This window comes from Comamonas testosteroni ATCC 11996 (assembly GCF_000241525.1).
Classification (GTDB): Bacteria; Pseudomonadota; Gammaproteobacteria; order Burkholderiales; family Burkholderiaceae_C; genus Comamonas; species Comamonas testosteroni.
Genome location: NZ_AHIL01000043.1, coordinates 451,679 through 478,433 on the forward strand (window position 1 = coordinate 451,679; position 26,755 = coordinate 478,433).

The window sequence follows — 26,755 nt, forward strand, 5'->3', positions numbered from 1 at the left end:
CGACGACTCGAAAAACTGATCGGAACATCGATTTACAGGCAGTCGAGGTGGCATAAAAAAAGCGCTGAACAAGCAGCGTTTTGAACTATTGCAGCTACAGAAAACAGAGCTTCCCGCCTAAATTTCAAGGGTTATTCACTAGAAATATTTCAGCAAAGCATTGATGAGCAAGCGCTAGCAGCATCTCTTTTCATAGCATGGGTATTCATCCGGAAGTGGCTGCCGAAGCATCCACCGCGGGCGATTTGGCGCCTGGGCGCGTCACTGCACTGCCCATGGCCGCAGCCATGATGCAGGCAATGGCGGTCCACTGCGTGGCCGTCAGGTTCTCGCTGAGCAGCAGCATGCCCATCAGCGCTGCAATGGCTGGCTCGGTCGCCAGCGCAATGCCGAAGGTTGCAGGTGGCAGACGACGCAGAGCCAGCATTTCCAGTGAGTAGGGCAAGGCACTGGAGATGGCCGCCACCATCAGCCCGAACAGAAGGATCGACGGCGTCAGCAGCTTGAGCCCTGCCTCGGCCACACCAAACGGCACCACCACCAACGCCGCGCACAGCAAGCCCAGAGAGACGGCCTGGCCGCTGGGGATATGGCCCAGCCTGCGCCCCAGCACGATGTAGGAGGCCCAGCAGACAGCGGCTCCGAGCGCGCAGGCAATGCCCACTGGTGACAGGTTAAGGCCCGAAGCATTGCCGCCCAGAGGAAGAATCAAGGCTAGGCCGACCACCGCCAGCGCCAGCCAGACAAAGTCCAGCGCGCGGCGTGAGTAGTAGATGGCCACAGCCAGCGGTCCCGAAAACTCGATGGCCACGGCCAGGCCAAACGGAATATCGCGCAGCGCCATGTAGAACATCAGATTCATGCCGCCCAGTGCCATGCCGAAAACCAGCAGAGCCAGTGCCTGCTGACGGTTGAGCGACCAGCGCCAGGGCCGCCAGACACACACCAGAATCAACGCTGCAAAGCCCACTCGCAGTGCCGATGTGCCCTGGGCACCGATCAGGGGAAACAGCTGCTTGGCCAGCGAAGTCCCCAGCCCGAGTGCAGTGACCGAGCCCAACACGGCCAACACGGGCCACCAATGATTCCAGCTGTTCTTTGACATAGGTGAGTACGATATTGCATGTCACCCGCGAAATTTGCTCGTTTTCAGCATTGAATCTGCAAGTTTCGCTCTCAACACATCCAACACCATGCCTGCTGCCGATCTGGATTCCTTTGACCACGCGATTCTTGCCCTGCTCCAGCGCGACAACCTCATGCCACAGCGTCTGATTGCGGAGCACATCAACCTCTCGGCCCCAGCCGTGCAGCGGCGCATCAAACGATTGCAGGAAACCGGGGTGATTGCCGCCAATGTGGCCGTGCTGGAGCCCATCAAAGTGGGCCGCACGCTGACTGCGGTCATCACCGTGCAGTTGGTCAACGACAGGCCGGATCTGTCGCGCGGTTTCAGAGCACGGATAGCCGAGGAAGCGGCTGTGCAGCAGTGCTTCTATGTGACGGGCGAAACCGACTACATCCTGGTCGTCACGGCAACCGACATGGATGATTACCAGGCCATCTGCAGACGCCTGTTCGAAGGGGACGAGAACATTCGCCGCTACAGCACCTCGATCGCACTGGAGCGTATCAAGACAGGGCTTCAGCTGCCACTGTCTGCGCCATAGGGTGGTGCGACTGCCCGGTCGGAGTTGATGTCGGACGAGGTCTGCCACCTGCCATGGAGATTGGCACTGGCGCCACCGGAAACAAAATGCAACAATTACGTCATAAACCGGCTCAAATTCTGCACACAAACAAGAGTCCACTCTTGAGGAAACACGATGAACGCTTCTTCCGCTACCTCGCCCGATATGGCCACGCTGGTTGCCGATCGCACTCTGGACAAATATGCCAAGGACTACTTCCCCCGGCGAGAGCAAGTGACGATTGCCTTTCGTGGCGATATTGCCGAGAGGCACAACTACGACAAGATCCGCCCGCTCTCCGAAGCCCAGCGTCACGGCAAGCATATTGTGGTGATCGAGGGCCAGAGCCAGAAGACCGGAGCCACAGGCCACTATCGCATTGAATGCAATAGCTGGAACCTCATCGAGGCCGTAGGCCTGTGGGAACAAGCCTCAGAGGCTTGAAACCCAATACAGGAGTGTGAAAGAGCCTGCAATGAATGGCGCTGGCGCAACTTGAGACTCAAATTTCCATTCCCAAAGCGCTGCTCGCCACCCACCAGGCCAGACACAGCATCATCACACCAGTGATGCCATCCATGACGCGCCAGGCACCGGGGTTCGCAAACAGGTGCTTGAGACGGCGCCCCGCCATCGCCAGCAGCACAAACCAGAGGCAGCTGGCCGAGGCCGCCCCAATCACATAGGACCAGCGGCCTGCACCCTCCTGCTGGGCGCCAATCGAGCCCATCAGCAACACCGTATCCAGGTACACATGAGGATTGAGCAAAGTGATGGCTGCCAGCGCAGCCAGCACGCTCATCATTCCGCGTGGTGCCGCCCTGCGCTCGCCGGCCTCCATGGCCGCATCCGGCGCCAGCCACATGCGCCGCAAGGCGAAAAGGCCATAGGCCAGCAAGAATGCGGCTCCGCCCAGCGTCAGATACTGGGCCAATGCCGGATACCTGGCCAGCATCTGCGCCATGCCGGCCACCCCCAGCGCAACCAGCAGCCCGTCGCTGAGCACACACAGAGCCACGCAGGCCTTCACATGTTCGCCCTGCACTGCCTGACGCAGCACATACAGGTTCTGGGCACCTATGGAAACGATGAGCGAAGCGCACACTGTAAAGCCTGCAATCCAGGCGGAATAAAAATTAGTTGTCATGTCCATGAGCCGCTGACTCCTCCAAACCGGCCCGGATTCTTGCTCTGCGCAGCAATTAAGTAAAATTACATTTACTCAATTCAATGAAGAATTTCTAATGTTGGACTACGCGGGACTGGAAGCACTTGCCGCCGTATTGCGCGAAGGGAGCTTCGAGCGTGCAGCGCGCAAGCTGCATGTCACACCCTCCGCCATCTCCCAGCGCATCAAGCTGCTCGAGGAACGCGTGGGGCAGGTACTGGTGCTGCGCGGCACGCCCTGCACCGGCACGGAGGCTGGCCGGCGCCTGTGCCTGCATGTGGAGCAGGTAGCGCTGCTGGAAAACGATTTGCGACGCAAGAACCCCGAGCTGATCCCGGAAGGACAGACCGCCCTGCCCACGTTGAAGCTTGCAGTCAATGCCGACTCCCTGTCGACCTGGTTCATGGATGCCATGGCGACCTTCACGCAGGACGGCAACGAATTGCTGGACATCAGCATTGACGACCAGGACCACACGGCCAAACGCATCAAGGAAGGCGAAGTCATGGCCGCGGTCACGGCCACGGGTTCGGCGATTGCAGGGTGCAACACCTGGCCGCTGGGCCGCATGCGCTATATCGCCGTGGCCAGCCCTGAGTTTGTGCAGCGCCACCTGGGCCAAGCCGAATCAGACCGGGAGTTGGCCCAGATGCTGGCCAAGGCGCCAATGATGTACTACGGGCGCAAGGACAGCCTGCAGGACCAATGGCTGCACGGCCTGGGGCTGGACGGACGACGCAACAATGCACGTCACTTTCTGCCCTCCAACCAGGGCTACACCCGTGCCGTGGAACTGGGCATGGGCTGGGGCATGCACCCGGCCCAGTTAATCACCCCGCAACTGGCCAGCGGCGATCTGATGGAACTGCTTCCGGGCAGAGATCTCCACATCCCCATGTACTGGGCCCACACCCGCAATGCCCAGACCAGCCTGCAGCGACTGACCGACTGCATCATTCATGCTGCAGCTGCCTGGCTGGAGCCCATGCAGGACTAGCTCAGGCGGCAGCAGGCTTTTTCAGGCCGTAATAAAACACCCATGCAGCCGCCAGATACAGCAAGGGATAAAGCGCCAGATAAGGAGCCAGGTGCAGATAGGCGGGCCAGCGCTGTGGCGCGAAAAAGCTTGCATACACCAAGGCCGCGAGCAATGCCCCGCTACCCGTCAGCAGACCGGCATAGGCCAGCAAGGTGGCCAGGCGCAAGCCCGGCCTGCCGCGCTCGACCAGCCGCAACCGCCCCGAGCGCAGCTGCACGGGAATCTGATAGAGGCGAGCAAGTGCCATCAGAAAGACGATGGGCACCAGGATCAGAGGCAGAAAAAACATGTCTCGCAGATCCCTCAGGGACGGCGCTCGGACTCCCCCACATGGCGCACGGCCGCCCTGGCCTGGCTGAGCATATGAAAGTCAAGAATGCGTGTCGCCATGATGGTCTCCCAGAGAAAGCAGCACAGCGCCAGCACAAAGGCCAGCACCCCCAGCAGAAAGCTGAAAACGGCATAGCCGTGGCCGCTGACGCCGTAGGCCTGACCCACGAACAGCAGCACGATGGTCAGCCCTATGCACATGCCGCACAGCGTCAGCAGCGCAATGGAGACGTTGGCCAGCCGCCCGCGCTCGCGCAGAAAATGCAGCTCCTTGAGGTGGCGCGCGATCAGATCGTGATCCTCCAGCGTGCGCAGGCTTTCCTCCAGCTTGCGGGCTCGGTCAATGATGCGGGCCAGCCGCCCCGCTACGGAGCCAATCATGCCGGCCACGGCAGTCAGAAAAAAAACCGGCGCGACAGCGAGCTGAATGCTGTGGGTGACGGTCTGTGCGTCGATGGACCAGATACTCATGATGTCCTCAGAATCGGGGGCTTTCTCAGCCTCTATTTTGTGCACAAATGTCAGCTCAGTTTTGACTGCGGACACTCAAAAATAGCCGCCGCCGACATTTCAGGCGGCTGCAGCCTGTTTGGACATCGGATATCGATCACGGGCAGTGCCGCCACAGTGCCTGAACCTGCACCAGCGCCTTGCTGAACGCGATGCCTACCTTGTGCCGTGCCTCGTTGCCCCAAAGGAATCGCCCTGATCTCCCAGACGATGTCTGGATGCGCTGCTATATAATTTTTCGTTGAAACAAGTCTCGGCACGGCCGTGCCGCAGGCTTTTTCTCCATGCGACAGGTGCCCGGTGCTTCATCGGGTTAAACGGGAACAAGGTTCAAAGCCTTGGCTGCCCCCGCAACGGTAAGCAGATCAAACCACTTCATGGCTTTTGCGCTTGCAGGAGCCTGTCACTGGTGTTTTACGTGGCCTCTTCGACGAGGTGCGCGGCAACGCCGGGAAGGCGAAGTAACATGCCTCGCGCAATCTGCCAGCCCGGATACCGGCCTGTTGAGCGCTGACCGTCCGGACCCAGTTCCGGCAGTCGGCATGTGCAACGAACGTCTGCGGGGAGCAGCGTGACGGCAACAGGCTGCGAGGCCCGCCCTCCGCCCGATCTCGTCACCAGCATGCAGACCGTCTGCCCTGGCTAATGACAATGAGACACCTTGCACAGGCTTTTGCCTCGCGCCTCGGGCCCGCTGGCGCCATGCCCACCCGGGCCACCGCCTGGCTGCAGCCATGACCCAGCCGTTGACACAGATGTTCGTCCAGCAACGCCATCAGCTGAAGCTATGGCTGGCCGTGTTGACGGCAGTGCTGCTGCTGTCTCTGACTCTGGCCATCACCTTGGGGCCGGTACGGATCGCCCCCGGGCAAGCCTGGCAGATCACGGCTTATGAGCTGGGTCAGCGCCTGGGCCTGGACTGGCCTTCAGGCAGCTGGAGCAGCGCCCAGTACCAGATTGTCTGGCGCGTGCGCCTGCCGCGCGTATTGCTGGCAGCCCTGACCGGCGCAGGCCTTGCGCTGGTCGGCGTAGCCATGCAGGCCATGGTGCGCAATCCGCTGGCCGACCCCTATCTGCTTGGCGTTTCATCCGGTGCGTCGGTCGGGGCCGTAAGCGTGCTGGCCTTCGGTGCACTGGCATTCGCCGGCGAGCTGGCCTTGCCGCTGGGCGCTTTCAGCGGTGCGCTGCTGGCCTGTGTGGCCGTGTACTTGCTGGCCCATGCCAATGGACGATTGCAGGCATCGCGACTCATTCTGGGCGGCGTGGCCATTGCCTACTGCCTGGGCGGCGTCACCAGCCTGATTGTGCTGACGGCAGATCAGCGTGAGCTGGCCAACTCCGTGCTCACCTGGACCCTGGGCAGTCTGGCCGGAACCCGCTGGCAGGAGCTGGGCCTGCCGGCTGCCTTGCTGGCGGCGGGCGTGGCCCTGCTGCTGGCACAGGCCCGCTCACTCAATGCACTGCTGGCAGGCGAAGAGACCGCCGCCACGCTCGGGGTGGACACCACCCGCACCAGGCGCTGGCTATTCGTTCTGGTCTCGATGGTGACGGGCGTGCTGGTGGCGCTGACGGGTCCGATCGGCTTTGTCGGCCTCATCGTGCCCCATGTCGCCCGCATGCTGGTCGGCTCCGAGCACCGGCGCGTGCTGCCTGTGGCCGCGCTCACAGGTGCCATCTTCCTGATCTGGGTCGATGTGTTCTCGCGCATCAGCTTTGCCCCCGCCGAAGTACCCGTGGGGGTCATCACCTCGCTGCTGGGCGGCCCCTTCTTTGTCTGGATGCTGTGCCGCAAGAGCGTGCGGGAAAAGGGCAACCCGTGAGTGCCGCACCCAGCTCTTCCTGCCTGCTGGAGGCCAGCCGCCTGCATTGGCAAACGGCGGCCGCCTCCATTGTCAAGGACATCAGCCTACATATCCGGCATGGCGAACTGGTCGGCCTGCTCGGCCCCAACGGCAGCGGCAAGTCCACCCTGCTGCGCATGATCTACCGCATGCTCAGGCCTGCCAGCGGTGCGGTCTGCATAGATGGACAGGACGTCTGGCAGCGAAGCGCTCGCGACAATGCCCGCTCCATGGCGGTACTGACCCAGGAAAACACCAGCGAGTTCGATCTGCGCGTCTGCGATGTGGTGCTCATGGGTCGCACGCCTCACCAGAGCTCTTTCGCCCGGGACAGCGAGCAAGACTTTCACATCGTCGCCCAGTCCCTGGCCCAGGTCCGTGCCCAGTCGCTGGCGCAGCGCATGTTTTCGACCCTGTCAGGGGGCGAGAAGCAGCGCGTGCTCATGGCCAGAGCACTGGCCCAGCAGACCAGGCTGCTGGTGCTGGACGAGCCCACCAACCACCTGGACGTACGCCACCAGTTCGAGCTGATGAACCTGATCCGCAGCCTGGGCCTGACCACGCTGGCCGCGCTGCACGAGCTGCCACTGGCTGCCCACTACTGCGACCGTCTGTACCTGCTCAAGGCAGGAGAACTGGTGGCACAGGGCACACCGGCCCAGGTGCTGACCTCCCAGACCATTGCCGAGGTCTACGGCGTGCATGCCCAGGTACGCCTGAGCGAGCGCAGCGGCAGACCGCTGATCGAGTTCATGCCGGACGAGTTGCTCTAAATCCCTCTGCGTTTCGCCCGGGGACTGATAAACTCTCGCGGCGCCTTGATGGCGCTTCGTTTCGGAAGGTGCTCGCTTGAAGCGAGTGAAACGGGAACAAGGTCTGATCGCAAGCTCAGGAAGCCTTGGCTGCCCCCGCAACGGTAAACAGGTCAACACACTCATGCGAGCGCATCAACGCTTGCAGCCACTGGACATGATCCGGCCCCTCGCATCGCGACGGTCTGCATCTTTCGGGAAGGCGAGTCGTGAATTCAGCAATGAATTGCCTGTGAGCCCGGAGACCGGCCTGCCGATGACTCAACTCCGCCCCTCGGGGCGGTCTTTACGAAAACTGTCTGCGGGGTGCGGATAGCGGCCAGAAAGTGGATTGCGTCATGCCTGAAAAAGGCGGACCTGTCTGCGGCACAGCTATCCCTTCAGGCAGTTTCGGCCTCGTGATATGTGCTCTCATCCACAAACCTCTGCTGCTCTTCATTCCGCCCTCAACTCCAAGCCTCAGCTGCGCCATTTAGGCAGCACCGCAATCAAGCTGCTTCTGCTCTGCCCCGCCGTCGGCATGGCCCAGCAGTCCCTGCCCGAAGTCACGGTGCGGGAAAACCGTCTGCCCTCGCATGAGTTGCAGACCAGCCAGCCGTCAACCACTGCCTCCCATGTGAACGTACCCGTGCTGGACCTCCCGGCCAGCGTCAGCGGCGTGTCTTCACTACAGATCGAAGAGCGCGCTGATTACAGCGTGGCCGACGCCGTCACCCGCACCGTGGGCCTGAGCACATCGGGTGCCCCCGGCAATGGGGGGCTCTCTTTTTCAAGCCGCGGCTTCAATGGCGTGAACTCCATCGGCATTGCCGAGGACGGCATCATGCTGGGCGTGGCCTCGGGCACCGTCAACTATCCGGGCGACAGCTGGGGCTATGAGCGCATCGAGGTGCTGCGCGGCCCCGCATCGCTGATGTATGGCAGCGGCACCACAGGTGCCACCATGAACGCCATCCGCAAGCAGCCCAGCCGCGAACGCTCCACCGAAGTGCTGCTGGGAGCAGGCAGCCACGGCAGGGCCTACGCCGGCATCGGCGCCAGTGGCGCACTGGGCGAGACCCTGAGCTACCGGCTCGATGCCTATGGTGACCGCACCGACGGCGAGCGCGAGCTGGGCAAGGCCAGCAGCGGCAAGCTGATGAGCGCACTGCGCTGGACACCACGCAGCGATCTGACCGTGGACCTGAGCGCCGACATCAGCCAGCAAAAGCCCGAGCGCTATTTCGGCTCGCCCGTGGTCGGCGGGCAGATCGTCAAGGAGCTGCGCAACAAGAACTACAACGTGCTCGATGCCATCGACCAGTTCAAGGACCAGCGCTTCCGTGCCAAGGCCCAGTGGCGTGCCAGCGACGCGCTGACGGTGCGCAACGAGCTCTATCACTTCAAGTCCGATCGCCACTGGAAGAATATCGAGGCCTACGACTACCAGCCTGCCACCGGCCAGGTGGAGCGATCCGACTATCTGGAAATCGGCCACGATGTGCAGCAGACGGGCAATCGCATGGGGCTGGACCTCAAGGCCGCCAACCACCAGATCGCCATGGGCTGGGACATCTCCAACGCCCAGTTCACCAGTACCAGCAACTCGCCCTACACCGGCCAGTCCACGGTCTCGGCCTTCAGCCCGCAGCACGGATATTGGGACAGCCCCGATGCCTATCTGCCGCGCATGAACTCCAGCATCCGCCAGAATGCGCTGTATCTCGAAGATGCCTGGAAGATCAGCGAGCAATGGCTGCTGATGGCCGGCATGCGCCGCGACTGGTATGCCTTCTCACGCAACAATATTCAGGATGGCTCGGGCTTTGACAAGCCGCTGAACGGCACCTCCTGGCGCCTGGGCCTGACCCACAAGTTCGATGCACTCAGCAGCGCCTATGTGCAGACCAGCACCGGCCATGACCCCGTCACCAGCCTGCTGTCGATTGCCCAGTCGCAATCAGGCTTCAGCCTCAGCCAGGGCCGCCAGGTCGAAGTCGGCTACAAGCAGCAACTGGCCGATGGGCGTGGCGAATGGACTGTGGCGGCCTATCGCATCGTCAAGGACGACATCATCACCCGCGACCCCGATCGTCCGGCACTGTCGGTCCAGGGCGGCAAGCAGTCGTCCAAGGGGATTGAACTGACCGGCCTCATCCATGCCAGCAAGGCGCTGCGCTTCGAAGGCAATATTGCCTATGTGGATGCAAAGTTCGACCGTTTGCTCGAAGGCAGCAAGGGCGTGGACCGTGCAGGCAACCGTCCCAGCAACGTGCCGCGCATGACTGCCAACCTCTGGGGCCACTACCGCACCGGCCCCTGGCAGGCATCGCTGGGCATGCGCTATGTGGGCGACCGTTTTGGTGACAACGCCAACACCGTTCGCATGCCTTCCTATGTGGTGACCGACGCCGTGCTGAGCTGGGATATGAACCCACGCACCACGCTGCGCCTGGTGGGCCGCAACCTGACCAACCGTCTCTACGCCACCTATGCCTATAGCGGCAACCAGTGGCTGCTGGGACGCGGGCGCAGCGTGGAACTGTCCGCGCTGATGCGTTTCTGATGCTGCCCAGGCCTGCTGCCATGCAAGCTCTTGGCTTGAATCGACCCCGCGCCTCGGCGCTGCTGGTGGCATCGCTGCTGCTGGCCGGTTGCGGCAAAGCACCCGAGCCGCAGGCGGTTGCGGTGCCGATGCGCCAGCATCAGCCAGCGCTGGAGTTGCCGGTGTGCGGGCAGACCGTGCGCTACGACAAGGTTCCTCAACGCGCCGTCACCCATGACGTCAACATCACCGAGAGCTTTCTCTATCTCGGTCTGGGCCGGCGCCTGGTCGGCTACTCGGGCATCCCTTCCAGCAAGGAGATCAGCCCCCAGCTCAAGCCCTGGCTGCAGCGTCTGCCCGATCTTTCATCCCAGGGCATGAACCTGGAGGTATTGCTGGGCGCCGAAGCCGACTTTGTCTTTGGCGGCTGGAGCTATGGCTTTCGCCAAGGTGGCGTGACCCCGGAGCGCCTGGCCAGCCACGGGATCGCCTCCTATGTGCTGTCCGAATCCTGCATCCGCGTGCAAAAGCGCGAGCGCATCGCACTGGACGATGCATTGCTGGACATGGAGAACATCAGCCGCATCTTTGGCGTCCTCCCGCAGACCCTGCCACGCATAGACAAACTGCGGGCCTCCCAGGCCCAGTTGCGCCAGCAGATGCAGGGCAATCGCACGCTGCCGCGCGTCTTTGTATACGACAGCGGCCAGGAGATTCCCGTCACCGTCGGTCACTTCGGCATGCCGCAAGCCATGCTGGACGAAGCCGGTGCCAGCAACATCTTTGCAGACCTGAGCCAGAACTGGCAGCGCGGCAACTGGGAAGACGTGATCGAGCGCGACCCCGAGTGGATCGTGATCATTGACTACGGCCAGCCCGATGCTCAGGGCAAGATCGACTTCCTACTGCAAAAAAAGGAACTTGAGGCGGTTTCCGCCATTCGCAATCGCCGGTTCTTCGTGATGAGCTATGCCGAAGCCACACCCGGCCCGCGAAATATCGAAGCCGCACAGCGCCTGGCAGCCGCCTTGCACCCCGAGCGCAAGATCGCCGTCCAACGCGTGGAGTTTTCTGCAGGAGAGCTCCCGTGAACAAGCATCTCCCCACCTCCCAACCGGCCGATCTCAAGCAGGCCGCAGCGCCTTCGCTGGCCATCATCCTGCTCAGCCGGGGCGGCGCCTATACCGCAGGCCTGACGGAGCTCAGTGATCTGGCCGGGCGGCTGGAGGCCGCCATGAGGGCCTCAGGCCAGCCTGTGCAGCAGGTGACCACGGCCTATGTGGACCGCGCCCAGCCCACGCTGGGCGAGGCGCTGGACCTGTGTGCCAAAGCCCGCAGCATTCTGATCCTACCCGTGATGATGCCTGACGAAGCCTCGCTGCGCCGCTGGCTGCACAAGCTCATCATGCGCTGGCGTGCAGCACGTGATTCCTCACAGCCCCCTCCGCGTCTGGTATTAGGTCAACCGCTGCTGCAGCTACCCGGACTGACCGAGTTGCTGGCTCGGTCCGTGGAAGATGCACTGCGCCAGCCCGATGTGCCCGAGGTGCTGGGCGACGATCCATGGGAGCATGACCCCAAGGGCTGGTCGCTGGTGCCAGAGCACCGCCAGCATGTGCTGTGGTGCGTGGGCCCGCGCTGCGCGGCCAAGGGAGCGCTTCAGCTATGGCCCACACTGACGCGAACGATACGTGAAACCCCGGGGCTGAAAAACCGGCTGCAGCCGCTGCAGACCGGCTGCCAGTACCCCTGCAACCATGGCCCGTTGATGATCGTCTACCCCGACGGCGTCTGGTACGGCCCCATGGATGCCGACAATCTGGCGTCCACGCTCACAGGCCATGTGCTTGATGCGCGCGTCAACCCACAATGCCATGTCCACGGACCGGCTGTCCTCGAACGCTCCTAATTTCTATTGCTTTCCTCCACCGGAGATAGATCCATGCAAACCACCAAGATCCCCGCCACCATCGTCACCGGCTTTCTCGGCAGCGGCAAGACCACGCTGATGCGCCATATCCTCGAGCAGGCCAAGGGTCTGCGCGTGGCCGTCATCGTCAACGAGTTCGGCGAACTGGGCATTGACGGCGAAATCCTCAAGACCTGTGCCATAGGCTGCCAGGAAGAAGGTGGCGCGGATACGCAGTCGGGCCAGATCTACGAGCTGGCCAACGGCTGCATGTGCTGCACCGTGCAGGAAGAGTTTTTCCCCGTCATGAAGGCCCTGGCCGAGCGCCGTGCAGATATCGATGTGCTGCTGATCGAAACCAGCGGCCTGGCCTTGCCCAAGCCCCTGGTCCAGGCCTTTCAGTGGCCTGATATTGCCAATGTCTTCACGGTCGATTCCGTGGTCACCGTGGTCGACACGCCCGCTGCGGCCGCCGGCCAGTTTGCCCATGACCCGCATGCTGTCGACGAGCAGCGCCAGGCCGATCCCAATCTCGACCATGACGCCAGCCTGCATGAGCTGTTCGAAGACCAACTCTCGGCCGCCGATCTGGTGGTGCTGTCCAAGGCTGATCTGGTCACGGCCGAACAACTCGGCCAGGTACGTGCCCTGGTGGCCGAAGAGGTGCCTGCCAGCGTGAAGATGATCGAAGCAGTGCAGGGCCAGGTGCCCCTGAACGTGCTGCTGGGCCAGCATCGCGCCGCCGAGCTGTCGATCAACGACAAGCACAGCCACCATGACCATGACGAAGACCATGACCACGATGCCTTCGACTCCCTGCACCTGGACCTGGGTGCCGTGGACCGTGAGCGCCTGATGCTGGCCCTGCAGTCCATCGTGGAGCAGCATGGCGTGCTGCGCGTCAAGGGCTTTGCCGCGCTGCCGGGCAAAAAGATGCGTCTGCTGGTGCAAGGCGTGGGCCGCCGCTTCGATGCCTATTTCGACCGTGCCTGGGCTGAGGGCGAAGCTGCAGCCACGCGCCTGGTGTTCATCGGCAAGCAGCTGGACGCCGCCGCGCTGCGCCAGGCCTTGCTGGGCGCACAGGCATAAATCCAAGCAAAATCAGCCTCAGTCGCTTTACTGGCAAGCGAATAAAGCTATCTTTTTGAATCATGCACCTGCTCAGCTCCCGCCCCGGCGGCTTTGTCGAAGACGACAGCATCATCACCCGTCTGGACCAGACGCCTGCCGACATGGTGGTGCTCAGCTCTGCCGACACCACGCTGTCGCTGCTGGCCGATGCCTACCGGATGTGGCAGCAAGCCGAAACCGATGCCCCCACGCTGCGGCTCGCCAATCTGCTGCATCTGCGCCAGAGCGCCTCGCTCGATCTGTATATCGACGAGGTGCTGCAGCATGCCAGGCTGGTCATCGTCGACCATCTGGGAGCCGAGTCCACCTGGCCCTACGGCATCGAGCAGCTGCAAAAGCTGGCGCGCCGCAAGGGCCAGAAGCTGGCCATGTTCTCTGGCGACAACCAGGAGGATCCCGAACTGCTGGCCAAGGGCACGCTTGAGCCCGAGCAAAGCCGTGCGCTGTGGCAATATCTGCGCGCCGGCGGCCTTGGCAATGCCCGCGAGTTCCTGCGCATGGCGGCAGCCTGGGGCCTGAACCAGGGCTGCGAGGGCGCGCCCGTGCGGGTGCTGCCCCCCGTGGCCGTTCATGTGCCACAAAGCTGGCTGGCAGACGATGCCGGGCATCTTCCGGGCCTGGACGATCTGCAGGCGCGCTGGCAGCCCGGAGCCCCCGTGGCGATGCTGGTGTTCTACCGCTCGCATCTGCTGGCGGCCAATACCGAGGCCTTTGATGCCATGGCCGACGCCCTGCTCGCACGCGGCCTGAACCCGCTGCCGCTGGCCCTGGAGTCGCTCAAGGACGGGCTGTGCCTGCAGACGCTGCGCTCCCTGTGCATTGCGCACCAGGTGCAGATCATTCTCAACACCACGGCGTTTGCTGCCCTCGGAGAACATGCGCGCACAGGCGAAGCGGCCGATGCGCTGGCCGGCGACATTCCGGTGCTGCAAGTGATTGCCAGCGGAAGCAACCGCGAAGACTGGCTGGCTGACAGCCAGGGCCTGCGCCCGCGCGACATTGCCATGCAGGTGGTGCTGCCCGAGATGGACGGCCGCATCATGACGCGCGCCATGAGCTTCAAGGGCCTGGCCCATCGCTGCGAGCTGACGCAGACCGATGTGATCAGCTACCAGGCCGAGCCCGACCGCGTCGCCTGGATTGCCGAGCTGGCCTGGCGTTGGTGTCAGCTGCGCAGCAAGCCAGCGGCGCAGAAGAAAGCCGCGCTGATACTGGCCAACTACCCGGGCAGCGAGGCACGCATGGGCAGCGGCGTGGGCCTCGATACGCCGGAATCCGTGATCGCGCTGTTGGATCAGCTGGCAAGTGACGGCTGGCAACTGGGCGATGCTGCTGCGCGGCCCGACTCCGGTCTGGCTCTGATGGGCCTGCTGCAGCAAGGCATTGCCAATGACCCCAAAAAATGGCCACTGCGCCCTGCAAGCCAGGGCTATTCGCTTCAGGCCTATCAACAGCGCCTGGCAAAGCTGCCCGGCGATATGGCCCAGGCCATAGCCGAGCGCTGGGGTGCGCCCGAACAGGACCCCATGCTGCGCGATGGCTGGTTCATGATTGCGGGCCTGCAGCTGGGTCATGTCTTTGTCGGCATACAGCCCGCACGTTCTCTCGATGGACGCAATGACTACGCGAGTTACCACGACGCCGAGCTGGTGCCGCCCCATCACTATCTGGCGTTCTACTTCTGGCTGCGCGATGTGTTCGGCGTGGACGCCATGGTCCATGTGGGCAAGCACGGCAATCTGGAATGGCTGCCGGGCAAGAGCCTGGCGCTTTCGCAGCAATGCTGGCCCGATGCCATCCTCGGCCCGCTGCCGCATGTCTATCCCTTCATCGTCAACGACCCGGGCGAAGGGGCTCAGGCCAAGCGCCGCAGCCAGGCCGTCATCATCGACCATCTGATGCCGCCGCTCATGCGCGCCGAAAACCACGGCCCCATGCAGGAGCTGGAACGTCTGGTGGACGAATACTACGAAGCCCTGCTGGTCGATCTGCGCCGCTCCGGCATGCTGCGCAAGCAGATTCTGGACTGCGCCAGGCAGCAGGATCTGCTGCGCGAACTTGGCCTCGAAACGGCGAGCGCGCAGCCCGATGCCGACGAGCAGCTGCTGGAACGCATCGATGCCTATCTGTGCGAACTCAAGGAAACCCAGATCCGCGATGGCCTGCATATCTTCGGCAGCTCGCCCCAGGGCCAGCTGCGCGAATCCACCCTGCTGTCTCTGGCGCGCTATCCGGGCGGTGGTGGCAACGAGCAGGGCCTGCTCAACGCACTGGTCGCCGACCTGCTGCCGGCCATGGACTGGAACCCGCTGGACATGGATGCCGCCGCGCCCTGGAACGGCCTGCGCCCGGCCGCGCTGCAGCAGCAGGATGCCGGTGCCTGGCGCCATGGCGGCGACACGCGCGAGCGGCTCGAGCTGCTGGCCCTGCAGGTCATTGCCCGGCCCGAGCTGGCCCGCGACTGGCCGCACACACTACAAGTGCTGACGCGCATAGAGCAGCAGATTGCACCTTCACTGGACGCCTGCGGCCCCCAGGAGCTGCTGCAGTTCTCGCGCGCACTGCAAGGATGCTTTGTTCCGCCGGGCCCCAGCGGCTCGCCCTCGCGCGGGCGCTGTGACACCTTGCCCACGGGTCGCAATTTCTACACTGTGGACATCCGTGCCATCCCCACCCAGACCGCCTGGGCGCTGGGGCAGCAGTCCGCGCAGCGCCTGCTGGAGCGTTATCTGCAGGAGCATGGCGAATATCCACAGGCCATCGGTCTTTCCGTCTGGGGAACAGCCACCATGCGTACCGGCGGTGACGATATCGCCCAGGCCTTCGCCCTGATCGGGGTTCGCCCCAAATGGGCGGCCGGCAGCCAGCGCGTGACCGACTTTGAAGTCATTCCGGCCGTCGGGCTGCGTCGCCCGCGCGTTGACGTGACGCTGCGCATCAGCGGCTTTTTCCGCGATGCCTTTCCCAACGTGGTGCAGATGTTCGATGCTGCGGTGCGTGCCGTGGCCGAGCTCGATGAGGACGCCGAGGACAACCCTATCCGCGCCCGCATGCTGCGTGACACGCAAACCGCAATGGACCATGGCCTGAGCGCCGACGCGGCCCGCGAACAGGCCCTGTGGCGCGTCTTCGGAGCGCCCACAGGCAGCTATGGTGCCAGCATGCACGAGATGCTGCGTAGCGGCCAGTGGACCGACGCAGGTGACTTTGCACGCCACTACCTGCACTGGGGGGCCTATGCCTACGGCCAGCAGGCCGATGGCGTGCCGGCCCGCGCCGCGCTGGAGCGGCGTCTGCAGGCGTTGGACGTGGTGCTGCAGAATCAGGACAGCCGCGAGCATGACCTGCTGGATTCCAGCGAGTACTACCAGCATCAGGGCGGCATGGTGGCGGCCGTCCGGCACCTGGGCGGCAGCGACCCTGCCGTCTATCATGGCGACCACGGCAATCCTCAGTCTGCCAGGATTCGATCCCTGGCCGAGGAGATCGGCCGCGTGGTGCGCGCCCGCGTCACCAATCCCAAATGGATTGCGGGCGCCATGCGCCACGGCTACAAGGGCGGCTTCGAGATGGCGGCCACGGTGGACTATCTGTTCGGCTTCGATGCCACCACCGCGCTGGTCTCGGACCAGCATTACGCCCTGGTCACCCAGGCCTATGTGGAAGATGAGAGCGTGCGACAGTTTCTGCGCCAGCACAATCCACAGGCGCTGGGCGATATCGTCTCGCGCCTGCTGGAAGCCATAGACCGCGGCATGTGGGAGCAGCCCGGCGAGCATCGCCAGAGCCTGCTGGCCCAGATGCTGGAGCACGAAGAATTCATGGAAGGACAGGTTTCCCAATGAGCCCGAACCACGATCCGGCACCCGTATTCCCTATCTCTGCCATACAGGGACAGCCCGCCCTGGTACAGGCCCTGCTGCTGGCCGCAATCGAGCCACAGCTGGGAGGCGTGCTGATCCGGGGCCCGCGCGGCACGGCAAAGTCCACGGCAGCACGTGCGCTGGCGGATCTGCTGGCACCTGCACCTTTCGTCACCCTGCCGCTAGGTGCCTCCATCGAGCATGTGACCGGCAGCCTGGACCTGTCCAAAGCTCTGGCGGGCCATGAATTGGCTTTTGCGCCGGGCCTGATCGCCAAGGCGCACGAAGGGGTTCTCTATGTCGATGAGATCAATCTGCTGCCCGATGCCATCGTCGATGTGCTGCTTGATGTGGCAGCCTCCGGCATCAATCGCATAGAGCGCGACGGGATCTCGCACAGCCATGCTGCACGCTTTGTACTGGTCGGCACCATGAACCCCGAGGAAGGCATGCTGCGCCCTCAGTTGCTGGACCGCCTGGGCCTTTGTGTGCAATTGGACAATGCCCAGGACCCGCAGCTGCGCAGCAGCATCGTCAAGGCCAGGCTGCGCTTTGACCTGGACCCCCAGGGCTTTGTGCAATCCCATGCGGCCCGCCAGCAGGAGATCCGCCAAAGACTGGCGCAGGCCCGCAGCCGTTGCCGCAATGCCTCGGAACTGGCCTGGAGCGATGCCGTCCACGAGGCCGTGGCCCTGCAGTGCATTGCCGCCCAGGTGGACGGACTGCGTGCCGACCTGGTCATGCTGCGCGCTGCACGCGCCCTGGCAGCCTGGCAAGGCAGTCACAGCATCACGCCAGCCCATGTGTCCGAAGTCGCACCACTGGTACTGCAGCATCGCGCTGCCCAGCCAGACCCCGGCAGCGCCAGTCAACCCCGACAGGCACCGGCCAGCACACCTCCAGCCGCGCCCGCAGCGCAATCCGGCAAGGACAGCAAAGACCTCACAGAGCCTGATATCCAGGCATCAGCATCCCCTTCAACGGCCTCCCGCGAGCCCGGCGCTACCAGCTCCTTGCCTCCAGACGCCGGCCCGGGCCTCGAACAGCCGCCTGCCGGCTGGGGTCAGGCTCAAGCCGTGAGCAGCGTCGTCTTCGAACCGCAACAGGCCGACGCCATGGCACAGGCAGCCCTGGAGGCCCTGGCCGCAAAAAAAGCCCGGGCCTCCGGTCTGCTGCGCTGAGCGCCGGCCGGGGGCAAGTCGGCTCTGCCGACCAAGGTCTGACTCTGGCCAGCCATGCCGTATCCAGCGTCCACAAGATGCCAGGGGCATCGATTGACTGGACTGCCACCCTGCACCAGCGCCAGGGGCTGCCGCTGGCACCCGCCCATCTGCGCTGGCACCAGCCCGAAGGAGAGGTGCGCAGGCAACACCTGTTCCTGCTGGACTGCTCGGCCTCCATGGTGGAGAGCGGCGCGTTCGCCCGGGCCAAGGGCCTGCTGCTGCAGTGGTTGCGCCGGGCTTATCAGCAGCGCGAATCCGTGGCCCTGCTGTGCTTCGGCGCAGGCCGGCTCCATTGGCTGCTGGAGCCCACGCGGGCGCCACGCTGGAATGCCGACCTGATCGAGCCGCTGCGCGGCGGTGGCGGCACGCCGCTGGCCCAGGCCCTGGAGTCAGGCTGGCAGATGGCGGCCAGATACTCCCGGCAACCGTCCTGCCTGTGGCTGATCAGCGACTTCCGCAGCCCCGATGTGCTGCAGCTGGAACGCGGCCCCATACCTGCCCTGGCGCAGATTCTGGTGGACTGTGAAACTGCTGCAGGCCAGAGCAGGCGTCTGTTTGGCGGCGCCGAGCGGCTGGCAAAGGCCTGGCCGGATACTCTGCGACTGCCGCTGAAATTCAACTAAAAACCACCTCTATCGCTTAACAGAAAAGCGTTAATAGCTATCTATTTTGATAGTCACCTGACAGGGTATAACGCCCCCCTGCCCGCCCTATCGATACCCTGTCACCGCACAGGCGGCAGGAAAGCGGCTGCCAGGCCGATGAGTTCGGCCGTGTGGACCAGGTTATCGCGTAAGATCGCGCCACCACAGGTGCCTCATGGCGTGCTTTTGCACGCGGAGGTGAAACGAGAAGCAGGTCAATGGAGTCTCCATCAATCCTGCACTGCACCCGCAACGGTAATCAGAGATATGGCGATGCACGCTCTGGCCCACGGCCATGGCCGCCACTGCGAAAGCGGGAAGGCGCATCGACATGCCACCCTCAGGTGGGCTCTGTAAGTCCGGAGACCGGCCTGATGTGTACAAGGCGCAGCGGGATTGCATGTGGCTTGTGATATGCCAGCGCCTGCGTGCGGCTCATCACCTCTTCATTTCCCTCTGCACATTTTGTTTGTCTGGCCCGGGTATCGGCCAAACCGACCGTGGATGACCTATGTTGCATGGAATTTTCCAGTCAGATTTGTCCCAGCGGGCCGGCCGTGCCCTGGCCTCGTCGCCTGGAGCAGCGCTTGTCCAGCCCTGAGACCGTTCAGATTCGCGGCTGGTGCCCCAGCACCTGGAAGCCCATGCAGGCACAGGACGGCTGGATCGTGCGCGTGCGCCCTCGCTGCGCGTCTCTAACCGCCGCTCAGTGGCTGGTACTGGCCGAGCTCGCACGAACCCATGCCTCGGGCCAGATCGAGCTGACCCGCCTTGGCAATCTTCAATTGCGCGGCGTGCACGAATCGGCCCTGCCTGCCTTGCGCGCAGCGCTCGTTGTCTCCAGGCTGGCCCCTGCCAATGAACAGGCAGATCTGGCGCCTGCCGTGCACTGCACGCCGTTCTACGCCAGAGGAGATCGCACCCATGCACTGGCTCTGGCACTTACTGTGGCGGCGGCGCGTGATCTGTCTCCCCTGGCCCTGCAACAGCAGGACATTCCGGCCCTGCCCGGCAAATTCGACATGCTGGTCGACGATCCGCAGCACCATCTCCAAAGCCTGAGCTCCGATCTTCAGCTATGGGCCTGCGCCGATGGACGCTATGGGCTTGCACTGGGTCAGTCGGCAGACTGGTACGGTTTCGAGAGCGCACCGGCAACCGTCCAGGCCGCCATACGGATTGCACTGTGGTTTGCCCGTGAGCGCAGCGCGCAGGCGGCAGGCCGATTGCGCGCCCTTGCAAAGCCCATCGACCTTCAGGCCTGCGGACTCGCCAGGGCCAGTCATCACCTGGAGCCCCGCACTCAGGACAAGACCACTGCCAAGCCGTTGCGGCCCGGAGCACTCAACCCTCACGGCCTGCTGCTGGGCGCCCCCCTGGGGCGCCTGGACGCATGGGCCATACAGAAGCTGGCGGCTCCGATGCCCGAACAGGCGGAGATCCGGGTCACGCCCTGGAAATCCTTGCTGCTTCCGAACAAGCATCTGGATTCACTGCCTGCCCGGCTCGATGCCAGGGACTGGATCAGCCAGTCTGCGGATGTGCGCCTGCGGGTCTCGGCCTGCACCGGCGCCCCCCACTGCCCTCAGGCCCATATCCCGGCCCAGTCCATGGCCTTGCGGTTCGCCAGCTCACAGGCGGCAGACCGCCATCTTCATATCAGCGGCTGCGCCAAGCTCTGTGCCCTGCCTGCCGATGCGACAAATGTGGTGTTTGCCAGCCGGGACACAGCGGGCCAGATATGGCTGCACGCCAGCCCCGCCGAAGCACAACCGTCGGCCCGGGTATCCATTCCCTATCGGCCTCTGAACTCCGATCCTCACGAGATACAGCAACAACTCAATGACCTACAACTATGAAAAGTGCGGTGAAGAGATTTACCGGCAATCGTTCAGCATCATCCGCCGCGAGGCCGATCTCAAGCGCTTCAACCCCGTGGAAGAGAGGGTCGCCTGCCGCATGATTCACGCAGCCGGCATGGTGGAGCTGGCCGCGCATATCCATTTCTCCCCGACCTTTGCCGAAGTGGCGGAAGCCGCGCTGCAGCGCGGAGCACCCGTGCTCTGCGATGCACGCATGGTCAGCGAGGGCATCACGCGCAAGCGCCTGTCGGCCCAGAACCCCATCATCTGCACCCTGCAGGACCCGCGTGTGCCAGCGCTGGCCGCCGACATGGGCAACACCCGCAGCGCCGCAGCACTGGAGCTGTGGCGCGAGCATCTGGACGGCGCCGTGGTCGCCATCGGCAATGCGCCAACGGCCCTGTTTCATCTGCTCCATATGCTGCAGGACCCGGACTGCCCGCGCCCGGCTGCCATCGTCGGCTGCCCGGTCGGATTTGTGGGAGCTGCTGAGTCCAAGGACGCGCTGCGCGAATGGGGACAGATTCCGTTTGCCATCGTGCAAGGGCGCCTCGGCGGCTCCGCCATCACGGTTGCCGCCATCAACGCGCTGGCAACCACGGTGGAGTAGGAAGAGTCACCATGAATCACGGAAAAATCTTCTGCGTGGGACTGGGTCCCGGCGATCCCGACATGATGAGCGTGAAGGCCGACCGCCTGCTGAGAAATGCCCGTCATGTGGCCTACTTCCGCAAGCGCGGTCACCCAGGCAAGGCACGGCAACTGGTCAACGGCCTGCTGCATGCCGAGGTCACGGAGTACCCGATGGAGTACCCGCTGACCACGGAAATTCCGCACGACGACCCGCGCTACATCGCCCAGCTGTCCAGTTTCTATCAGGACTGGCAGGCCCGGCTGACGCAGCTCACGCGCAGCGAGGATGTGATCGTGCTCTGCGAAGGCGATCCGTTCTTCTACGGCTCCTTCATGCACCTCTATGTGCGTCTGCGCCAAGCGGAACAGGTGACCGTGGAAGTGCTGCCCGGCATACCCGGCATGGTGGGCTGCTGGCATGCCACCGGCATTCCCATGACCTGGGGTGACGATGTGATGAGCGTGCTGCCCGCGACCCTGCCCGATACGCCGCTGCGCGAGCATATGGCGCGCTCGGACGCGCTGGTCATCATGAAGGTGGGACGCCATCTGGGCCGCATCCGTGCGCTGCTGGACGAGCAAGGCAAGCTGGACCGTGCCTGGCTGGTCATCAACGGCACCATGAGCGATCAGCAGGTCATGCCGCTGCGCGATGCGCCCGAGCGCTGCCCTTACTTCGCCATCATCGTCGTGCACGGCCAGGGCCGCCGCCCAGCCAATGACATGTGATCGCGCCGCCATGAGCAAGACCTCAATGCCTCCACAACTCCTGGTGCTCGGACTCGGCCCGGGCGATGATGCCTTGCTGACGCAGCAGGTACGCGACAGCATTGCCAGCGCCAGCGATGCATTCGGCTACTTTCCCTATGTGGCGCGGCTGCAGGGCCTGGAGCACCTGCAACTGCATGCCAGCGACAACCGCGAGGAACTCGATCGCGCACGCGACGCCTTGAATCTTGCAGCCCAGGGCCGCAAGGTGCTGATGCTCTCGTCAGGCGACCCCGGCGTGTTCGCCATGGCCAGTGCCGTGTTCGAGACGCTGGAGCAGGCCAGCCCCGAGGAGCATGCCCACTGGCAGAGCGTGGATGTGCAGGTGCAGCCAGGTATCACCGCCATGCTGGCAGCAGCAGCCCGCCTGGGCGCCCCCTTGGGACATGACTTCTGCACCATCAACCTGTCCGACAACCTCAAACCCGCCAGCATCATCGAGCGCCGCATCCGTCTGGCCGCCCAGGCCGATTTCGCCATGGCCTTCTACAACCCCTGCTCGCGCTCGCGCCCCGAAGGCTTCTCGCGCGCCCTGCAGGTGCTGCAGCAGGAGTGCGAGCCCGAGCGCCTGATCTGCTTTGCCCGCAACGTCAGCCGCCCCGATGAGACGCTGCAGGTCGTGCGGCTGCTGGATGCACGGGCCGATATGGCCGATATGCGCACTGTGGTGATCGTGGGCAACAGCCAGACTCGCCAGGTGGGCAAGCATGTCTACACCCCGCGCAGCTATGAAGCCTGCAGCAGCGCCCCTTCTGTCGTGAGCGACCATGCCTGAACGCCCGCAAGGCCTTGCGAGGCAAAAGTGCTCAGCAGCGCAGCCACTCCATGGCCTGCTGCGGGCTTTGGCACTGGGTACGAGGGTCCAGCACCGGCCTGTCGACCATGATGACTGGAATGCCCAGTTGCCGCGCAGCCTCGATCTTGGCATAGGTATCTGCGCCACCGGCGTTCTTGCTGACGATGCAGTCGACGCGGTACTGCCTGAGCAGCGCGAGCTCATCGGCGAGCCGAAACGGACCGCGCGCCACGATCAGCTCATAGCAGGAAGCCGGCAACGGCAAGGCACCGCCCTCCTGGTCGATGACGCGCAGCACAAACTGGTGCTCGCCAGCCAGGCCCGCAAACGCCGCCAGCTGCTTGCGCCCTATGGCCAGAAACACCCGCTTGAGCATGGGGCTCAGGATCTTGGCGGCAGCCGCCATATCCGGCACATGCCGCCATTGATCGCCGGGCTGCGCCTGCCAGGCTGGCCGCTCCATGGACAGCAAGGGCAGATCCAGTTGGGCGCAGGCCGCGATGGCATTGGCACTCATCTGTGCCGCGAAGGGGTGGGTGGCGTCAATCACATGGGTGATGCGCTGAGTACGCAAATAATCGACCAACCCCTGCACGCCACCAAAGCCACCCACACGCACAGGCAGGGCCGGAGTACGGCGCGTCTGGGTGGCCCCGGCATAGGAATAGATGGCTTGCACCCCGGCCTCGTGCAGCAGCGTGGACAACATATAGGCATCGAAAGTGCCGCCTAACAGGAGAACTTGGGTCATGGCCAATCCGTGGCTTTCAATTATCGGAATTCATCCGTCAGGGCTGGAAGGCCTGAGCCCCGCAGCGCGACGAGCCCTGGATGATGCCAGTGTTGTATTCGGCAGTCCGCGCCATCTGGCGCTGGCGCAAGCAGGGACGCGCGGCAGGGCCTGGCCCGTCCCCTTCAGCGTCGAGCCCGTGCTGCAACTGCGTGGACAGCATGGCGTGGCCGTGCTGGTGTCCGGCGATCCGTTTCACTTCGGTGCCGGGGCATCGCTGGCCAGGCACCTGGAACTGGGCGAGTGGCGCAATTACCCTCAAGCCTCGACATTTTCCTGGGTTGCAGGCGAGCTGGGCTGGTCCCAGGAGCGCACCCATTGTCTGGGCCTGCATGCCCGCAGCCTGAGCAGCCTGACGCCTCTGCTGGCGCCTCACGAGCGCTTCATCTGCCTGCTGCGTGACGGCCCGGCCGCTCACACCCTGGCGCAATGGCTGCTGCAGCAAGGCTGGGGCGACAGCCCGCTGTGGCTGGTGGAGCAGGCAGGCAGCGATCAGCGGGCCATCCGCAGTGGCACGGTGCGCGAGCTGGCCGCGCTGCTGGCAGCCCAGCCGGCCAAGGCCCCCGTGACTGCTGCTTTCGAAGCGCGCGGCGGAAAAGGTCTGTCCCAGGTGCCAGGCCGGCCCGTCAGTGAGTTTGCACATGACGGGCAGATCACCAAAAGCCCGGTGCGCGCCATGACGCTGGCCGCGCTGGCACCGCGAAAAGGCGAGTGGCTCTGGGATCTGGGGGCAGGTTCGGGCTCGGTCGCCGTCGAGTGGTGCCTGGCTGGCGGCCAGGCTATCTGCGTGGAGCAGCATGCCGCGCGTGCAACCAATATTGCGCAGAATGCTGAGCACTATGCGGCAGCGATCGAAGTGGTTCATGACCACGCCCTGACAGCCCTGCCTCGTCTGCAGCCAGAGCCTCAGGCCGTCTTTGTCGGCGGAGGCTTTAGCGCCGAGCTGTTCAACGCCCTCTGCATGCGCCTTCCCGGGCCCTGGCGGCTGGTGGTGAATGCCGTGGCGCTGCACACCCAGGCGCTGCTGCTGGAGCTGCACCGCACGCATGGCGGCCAGCTGTATCAGTTGCAATGGAGCGAAGCTCAGAGCCTGGGCAGCATGCATTCCTGGACCCCGTCTCGCCCTCTGGTTCAGTGGGTCTGGAGCAGCCGATGAGATATTTGTTCGCAGGCTGGGGCTTTCAAGCCGGCGCCTTGCCTCAATCATTCGAAAGCTGCTGGAGCCAGGCCACCCAGGCCCTGGCGAGCGCAGACACGGCCGGCTGCCGCTGGACCTTCGCCCTGCTCTCCAGCAAAAGCCAAACGCTGGCGGCTGGCGCCCTGCAGGACTGGGCCCGCCAGAGGCTTGCGCAGATAGACTGGGAAAGCTTTGCCGACAGCGCGATTGCGCATATCGCCACGCCATCGCATTCCCCAAGATTGCAACAGCGCTTTGCCACCGGCAGCGTCGCGGAAGCCCTGGCCCTGCATGCCAGCGCTGCCAATGCCTCAAGCCGGCTGTTGGTGCTGCGCACCGTTTCGGCAGACCGACGGGCCACGCTGGCGATTGCCGGCCTGCCGCTGCCCACCTCATTGATCCCTGGAGTTTTTCCTTGACCGTTCATTTCATCGGAGCCGGCCCCGGTGCGGCCGACCTCATCACCGTTCGCGGGCGTGATCTGCTGGCCGCCTCGCCTGTGTGCCTGTACGCAGGCTCGCTGGTACCCAGCGAGCTGCTGGCGCACTGCCCTGCAGGTGCCCGTCTCGTCAACACCGCCCCCATGTCGCTGGAAGACATCGTGGCCGAAATCCGGGCCGCACATGAGCAAGGGCAGGATGTCGCCCGCCTTCACTCCGGTGATCTGAGCATCTGGTCTGCCATGGGAGAGCAGCTGCGCGCCCTGCGCGAACTGGACATCCCCTACACCGTCACACCCGGCGTCCCCTCTTTCAGTGCCGCAGCCGCTGCGCTGGAAGCCGAGCTGACTCTGCCCGGCTCCTGCCAGTCGGTGGTGCTGACACGCACCTCGGGCCGGGCCTCGAGCATGCCCGAGGGCGAGACCCTGGCCGCCTTCGCGGCGACCGGCGCCGTGCTGGCCATTCACCTGTCGGTCCATGTGGCCGAGCAGGTGCAGCAGGAACTCACCAGTCATTACGGCGCAGACTGCCCTGCAGCCATTGTCTGGCGTGCCTCATGGCCCGATGAGCAGCTGCTGCGCATCCGTGTCGGAGATATTGCCAGCGCAGCCCAGTCCAATCCGCTGCAGCGCAGCGCGCTGATTCTGGTCGGTGCCACGCTGAGCCAGCAGGACTTCGGCAACAGCCGACTCTATGCCAATGACTACGATCGCCGCTACCGTCCGCGCGGCGACGAACCGCGCTTCCCTCGCGGAACCGAAGGCGCCTGATGCTGGAGCTGTTTCTGATCGGAATCGGCACCGGCAACCCCGATCACCTCACCCGGGAAGCCGAAAAAGCGATTCGCAGCGCCGACCTGGTTCTGCTGCCGCACAAGGAAGACAGCAAGTCCGAACTGGCCCAGGTCCGTCTGTCGCTGCTGCAAAGCCTGGCCGTGGAAGAGAGCCGAATTGCTCACTTTGACATGCCCCAACGCCGCCAGGAGGGATCGGACTACGACCAGCAGGTGGATGAATGGCACGATGCCATTGCCCGGTGCTGGCAAGCCAGTCTTCAGCACCATCTGCCTGCTCGTTCGGGACGCGTGGCCCTGCTCGTCTGGGGCGATCCGGCCCTCTACGACAGCACGCTGCGCATTGCGTCGCGTCTGGGCCTGGCCCGCGAACAGGTGCGCGTCGTGCCCGGCATCACCTCCATGCAGGTGCTGTGCAGTGCCCACGGCATCGCTCTCAATGAAATTGGTGAACCCTTTCTGATCACCACCGGTCGCCAGTTGCGCGAAAACGGCTGGCCATCCGGGGTGAACACCCTGGTCGTGATGCTGGATGGTCAACGCAGCTATGAGCAGTTGCAAGACACCGATGTCGACATCTACTGGGGCGCCTATCTCGGCATGCCCCAGCAATTGCTCATGCACGGCAGGCTTTGCGATATCGCGTCAGACATCACCAGCAGGCGCACCCAGGCCCGTGAGCAAAATGGCTGGATCATGGACATCTATCTGCTGCGCAGGGTCGCTGCCACCTGACCCTGGCTTGCCAAGGCGCATCCGTCGCCTGACCGTCACACCTGATCAGCGCGTGAAGCGCTTCATGTCTGCAAGG

General features: G+C 64.0%; 25 protein-coding genes and 3 riboswitches. Of the genes, 20 read left to right on the top strand and 5 right to left on the bottom strand.

Translation table 11 applies throughout. From position 1 onward, the window contains the following. Window positions 1-205: 205 nt before the first annotated feature. Entirely contained in the window at window positions 206-1,105 is a 900-nt protein-coding gene (locus CTATCC11996_RS20450; protein WP_003079906.1) for an EamA family transporter, read from the bottom strand. An 88-nt stretch (window positions 1,106-1,193) separates the two neighbouring features. Between CTATCC11996_RS20450 and CTATCC11996_RS20455 the strand changes: the two genes are divergently transcribed. Then, complete coding sequence (locus CTATCC11996_RS20455) at window positions 1,194-1,670, top strand: Lrp/AsnC family transcriptional regulator (protein ID WP_034349825.1); 477 nt, start codon at window positions 1,194-1,196, stop codon at window positions 1,668-1,670. Window positions 1,671-1,826: 156 nt separating this feature from the next. Then, window positions 1,827-2,135: a hypothetical protein gene (locus CTATCC11996_RS20460; protein WP_003079909.1), complete on the top strand. Its 309-nt coding sequence runs from the start codon at window positions 1,827-1,829 to the stop codon at window positions 2,133-2,135. A 58-nt stretch (window positions 2,136-2,193) separates the two neighbouring features. Here CTATCC11996_RS20460 and CTATCC11996_RS20465 read toward each other — a convergent pair whose 3' ends face one another. Next, the gene (locus CTATCC11996_RS20465) at window positions 2,194-2,844 is read right to left on the bottom strand and encodes a LysE/ArgO family amino acid transporter (protein WP_003079911.1); all 651 of its coding nucleotides are present in this window, start codon (window positions 2,842-2,844) and stop codon (window positions 2,194-2,196) included. 91 nt (window positions 2,845-2,935) lie between these two features. On the opposite strand from CTATCC11996_RS20465, the gene CTATCC11996_RS20470 reads away from it, so the two are divergent. After that, entirely contained in the window at window positions 2,936-3,856 is a 921-nt protein-coding gene (locus CTATCC11996_RS20470; RefSeq protein ID WP_003079912.1) for an HTH-type transcriptional regulator ArgP, read from the top strand. Window position 3,857: 1 nt separating this feature from the next. On the opposite strand, the gene CTATCC11996_RS20475 is transcribed toward CTATCC11996_RS20470, so the two are convergent. Both CTATCC11996_RS20475 and CTATCC11996_RS20480 read right to left on the bottom strand, forming a co-directional pair. Continuing rightward, window positions 3,858-4,187 carry a hypothetical protein gene (locus tag CTATCC11996_RS20475; RefSeq protein WP_003079914.1) on the bottom strand — a complete coding sequence of 110 codons (330 nt, stop codon included), beginning with the start codon at window positions 4,185-4,187 and terminating at the stop codon, window positions 3,858-3,860. 14 nt (window positions 4,188-4,201) lie between these two features. Further along, a complete protein-coding gene (locus tag CTATCC11996_RS20480; RefSeq protein ID WP_003079917.1) occupies window positions 4,202-4,699 on the bottom strand; it encodes a DUF2721 domain-containing protein in 498 nt (165 codons plus the stop codon). 313 nt (window positions 4,700-5,012) lie between these two features. Further along, a riboswitch (cobalamin riboswitch) is annotated at window positions 5,013-5,256 on the top strand. A 237-nt stretch (window positions 5,257-5,493) separates the two neighbouring features. Here CTATCC11996_RS20480 and CTATCC11996_RS20485 point away from each other — a divergent pair. From CTATCC11996_RS20485 to cobJ, 13 genes are all read left to right on the top strand, one after another. Then, the gene (locus CTATCC11996_RS20485; protein WP_003079920.1) at window positions 5,494-6,558 is read left to right on the top strand and encodes a FecCD family ABC transporter permease; all 1,065 of its coding nucleotides are present in this window, start codon (window positions 5,494-5,496) and stop codon (window positions 6,556-6,558) included. Beyond that, complete coding sequence (locus tag CTATCC11996_RS20490; protein ID WP_003079922.1) at window positions 6,555-7,352, top strand: ABC transporter ATP-binding protein; 798 nt, start codon at window positions 6,555-6,557, stop codon at window positions 7,350-7,352. Before CTATCC11996_RS20485 ends, CTATCC11996_RS20490 begins: the two co-directional genes overlap by 4 nt. A 49-nt stretch (window positions 7,353-7,401) precedes the next feature. Then, a riboswitch (cobalamin riboswitch) is annotated at window positions 7,402-7,659 on the top strand. 252 nt (window positions 7,660-7,911) lie between these two features. After that, window positions 7,912-9,936 (top strand): TonB-dependent receptor, encoded by a 2,025-nt coding sequence (locus CTATCC11996_RS20495; RefSeq protein ID WP_236597849.1) that lies wholly within the window; start codon window positions 7,912-7,914, stop codon window positions 9,934-9,936. Between the two features lie 35 nt (window positions 9,937-9,971). Next, complete coding sequence (locus tag CTATCC11996_RS20500; protein WP_236597850.1) at window positions 9,972-11,006, top strand: ABC transporter substrate-binding protein; 1,035 nt, start codon at window positions 9,972-9,974, stop codon at window positions 11,004-11,006. Next, window positions 11,003-11,824, top strand: a complete 822-nt coding sequence (locus tag CTATCC11996_RS20505; protein ID WP_003079928.1) for a (2Fe-2S) ferredoxin domain-containing protein — start codon at window positions 11,003-11,005, stop codon at window positions 11,822-11,824. The genes CTATCC11996_RS20500 and CTATCC11996_RS20505 overlap by 4 nt, the downstream gene beginning before the upstream one ends. Before the next feature lie 33 nt (window positions 11,825-11,857). Then, window positions 11,858-12,913 (top strand): cobalamin biosynthesis protein CobW, encoded by a 1,056-nt coding sequence (gene cobW / locus CTATCC11996_RS20510; RefSeq protein ID WP_003079930.1) that lies wholly within the window; start codon window positions 11,858-11,860, stop codon window positions 12,911-12,913. 62 nt (window positions 12,914-12,975) lie between these two features. Further along, window positions 12,976-16,800: a cobaltochelatase subunit CobN gene (gene cobN, locus CTATCC11996_RS20515; RefSeq protein WP_003079932.1), complete on the top strand. Its 3,825-nt coding sequence runs from the start codon at window positions 12,976-12,978 to the stop codon at window positions 16,798-16,800. Continuing rightward, complete coding sequence (locus CTATCC11996_RS20520) at window positions 16,797-17,999, top strand: magnesium chelatase ATPase subunit I (RefSeq protein ID WP_003079934.1); 1,203 nt, start codon at window positions 16,797-16,799, stop codon at window positions 17,997-17,999. Before cobN ends, CTATCC11996_RS20520 begins: the two co-directional genes overlap by 4 nt. 77 nt (window positions 18,000-18,076) lie before the next feature. Beyond that, on the top strand, window positions 18,077-18,664 hold the full coding sequence (locus tag CTATCC11996_RS20525) for a vWA domain-containing protein (RefSeq protein ID WP_003079936.1): 588 nt from the start codon (window positions 18,077-18,079) through the stop codon (window positions 18,662-18,664). Between the two features lie 170 nt (window positions 18,665-18,834). Continuing rightward, a riboswitch (cobalamin riboswitch) is annotated at window positions 18,835-19,074 on the top strand. A gap of 129 nt (window positions 19,075-19,203) precedes the next feature. After that, window positions 19,204-20,544 (top strand): nitrite reductase, encoded by a 1,341-nt coding sequence (locus CTATCC11996_RS20530; RefSeq protein WP_003079939.1) that lies wholly within the window; start codon window positions 19,204-19,206, stop codon window positions 20,542-20,544. Next, window positions 20,528-21,157: a precorrin-8X methylmutase gene (locus CTATCC11996_RS20535; protein WP_003079941.1), complete on the top strand. Its 630-nt coding sequence runs from the start codon at window positions 20,528-20,530 to the stop codon at window positions 21,155-21,157. Before CTATCC11996_RS20530 ends, CTATCC11996_RS20535 begins: the two co-directional genes overlap by 17 nt. Before the next feature lie 11 nt (window positions 21,158-21,168). Then, the gene (cobI, locus tag CTATCC11996_RS20540; RefSeq protein ID WP_003079943.1) at window positions 21,169-21,909 is read left to right on the top strand and encodes a precorrin-2 C(20)-methyltransferase; all 741 of its coding nucleotides are present in this window, start codon (window positions 21,169-21,171) and stop codon (window positions 21,907-21,909) included. A 25-nt stretch (window positions 21,910-21,934) separates the two neighbouring features. After that, window positions 21,935-22,723 carry a precorrin-3B C(17)-methyltransferase gene (gene cobJ / locus CTATCC11996_RS20545; protein ID WP_034349827.1) on the top strand — a complete coding sequence of 263 codons (789 nt, stop codon included), beginning with the start codon at window positions 21,935-21,937 and terminating at the stop codon, window positions 22,721-22,723. A gap of 31 nt (window positions 22,724-22,754) precedes the next feature. On the opposite strand, the gene CTATCC11996_RS20550 is transcribed toward cobJ, so the two are convergent. Beyond that, the gene (locus CTATCC11996_RS20550; protein ID WP_080569916.1) at window positions 22,755-23,501 is read right to left on the bottom strand and encodes a cobalt-precorrin-6A reductase; all 747 of its coding nucleotides are present in this window, start codon (window positions 23,499-23,501) and stop codon (window positions 22,755-22,757) included. On the opposite strand from CTATCC11996_RS20550, the gene cbiT reads away from it, so the two are divergent. Genes cbiT through cobF form a run of 4 tightly spaced genes read left to right on the top strand, consistent with a single transcriptional unit; the run spans window position 23,494 to window position 26,679 of the window. Further along, window positions 23,494-24,690 (top strand): precorrin-6Y C5,15-methyltransferase (decarboxylating) subunit CbiT, encoded by a 1,197-nt coding sequence (cbiT, locus tag CTATCC11996_RS20555; RefSeq protein ID WP_003079948.1) that lies wholly within the window; start codon window positions 23,494-23,496, stop codon window positions 24,688-24,690. The genes CTATCC11996_RS20550 and cbiT overlap by 8 nt on opposite strands. Continuing rightward, window positions 24,687-25,130 (top strand): cobalamin biosynthesis protein, encoded by a 444-nt coding sequence (locus CTATCC11996_RS20560; protein ID WP_003079950.1) that lies wholly within the window; start codon window positions 24,687-24,689, stop codon window positions 25,128-25,130. The genes cbiT and CTATCC11996_RS20560 overlap by 4 nt, the downstream gene beginning before the upstream one ends. Then, the gene (gene cobM / locus CTATCC11996_RS20565; RefSeq protein ID WP_003079952.1) at window positions 25,127-25,921 is read left to right on the top strand and encodes a precorrin-4 C(11)-methyltransferase; all 795 of its coding nucleotides are present in this window, start codon (window positions 25,127-25,129) and stop codon (window positions 25,919-25,921) included. The genes CTATCC11996_RS20560 and cobM overlap by 4 nt, the downstream gene beginning before the upstream one ends. Beyond that, entirely contained in the window at window positions 25,921-26,679 is a 759-nt protein-coding gene (gene cobF, locus CTATCC11996_RS20570; RefSeq protein WP_003079954.1) for a precorrin-6A synthase (deacetylating), read from the top strand. Before cobM ends, cobF begins: the two co-directional genes overlap by 1 nt. Window positions 26,680-26,755: the final 76 nt, after the last annotated feature.

Coding starts and splice junctions, on each gene's coding strand:
- cbiT (WP_003079948.1), top strand. CDS start 23,494: ATGGCCAATCCGTGGCTTTCAATTATCGGAATTCATCCGTCAGGGCTG.
- cobF (WP_003079954.1), top strand. CDS start 25,921: ATGCTGGAGCTGTTTCTGATCGGAATCGGCACCGGCAACCCCGATCAC.
- CTATCC11996_RS20495 (WP_236597849.1), top strand. CDS start 7,912: ATGGCCCAGCAGTCCCTGCCCGAAGTCACGGTGCGGGAAAACCGTCTG.
- CTATCC11996_RS20465 (WP_003079911.1), bottom strand. CDS start 2,844: ATGGACATGACAACTAATTTTTATTCCGCCTGGATTGCAGGCTTTACA.
- CTATCC11996_RS20530 (WP_003079939.1), top strand. CDS start 19,204: ATGGAATTTTCCAGTCAGATTTGTCCCAGCGGGCCGGCCGTGCCCTGG.
- CTATCC11996_RS20460 (WP_003079909.1), top strand. CDS start 1,827: ATGAACGCTTCTTCCGCTACCTCGCCCGATATGGCCACGCTGGTTGCC.
- cobN (WP_003079932.1), top strand. CDS start 12,976: ATGCACCTGCTCAGCTCCCGCCCCGGCGGCTTTGTCGAAGACGACAGC.
- cobJ (WP_034349827.1), top strand. CDS start 21,935: ATGCCTCCACAACTCCTGGTGCTCGGACTCGGCCCGGGCGATGATGCC.
- CTATCC11996_RS20485 (WP_003079920.1), top strand. CDS start 5,494: ATGTTCGTCCAGCAACGCCATCAGCTGAAGCTATGGCTGGCCGTGTTG.
- CTATCC11996_RS20525 (WP_003079936.1), top strand. CDS start 18,077: ATGCCAGGGGCATCGATTGACTGGACTGCCACCCTGCACCAGCGCCAG.
- cobI (WP_003079943.1), top strand. CDS start 21,169: ATGAATCACGGAAAAATCTTCTGCGTGGGACTGGGTCCCGGCGATCCC.
- CTATCC11996_RS20470 (WP_003079912.1), top strand. CDS start 2,936: ATGTTGGACTACGCGGGACTGGAAGCACTTGCCGCCGTATTGCGCGAA.
- CTATCC11996_RS20480 (WP_003079917.1), bottom strand. CDS start 4,699: ATGAGTATCTGGTCCATCGACGCACAGACCGTCACCCACAGCATTCAG.
- CTATCC11996_RS20450 (WP_003079906.1), bottom strand. CDS start 1,105: ATGTCAAAGAACAGCTGGAATCATTGGTGGCCCGTGTTGGCCGTGTTG.
- CTATCC11996_RS20455 (WP_034349825.1), top strand. CDS start 1,194: ATGCCTGCTGCCGATCTGGATTCCTTTGACCACGCGATTCTTGCCCTG.
- CTATCC11996_RS20475 (WP_003079914.1), bottom strand. CDS start 4,187: ATGTTTTTTCTGCCTCTGATCCTGGTGCCCATCGTCTTTCTGATGGCA.
- CTATCC11996_RS20560 (WP_003079950.1), top strand. CDS start 24,687: ATGAGATATTTGTTCGCAGGCTGGGGCTTTCAAGCCGGCGCCTTGCCT.
- CTATCC11996_RS20520 (WP_003079934.1), top strand. CDS start 16,797: ATGAGCCCGAACCACGATCCGGCACCCGTATTCCCTATCTCTGCCATA.
- CTATCC11996_RS20535 (WP_003079941.1), top strand. CDS start 20,528: ATGACCTACAACTATGAAAAGTGCGGTGAAGAGATTTACCGGCAATCG.
- cobW (WP_003079930.1), top strand. CDS start 11,858: ATGCAAACCACCAAGATCCCCGCCACCATCGTCACCGGCTTTCTCGGC.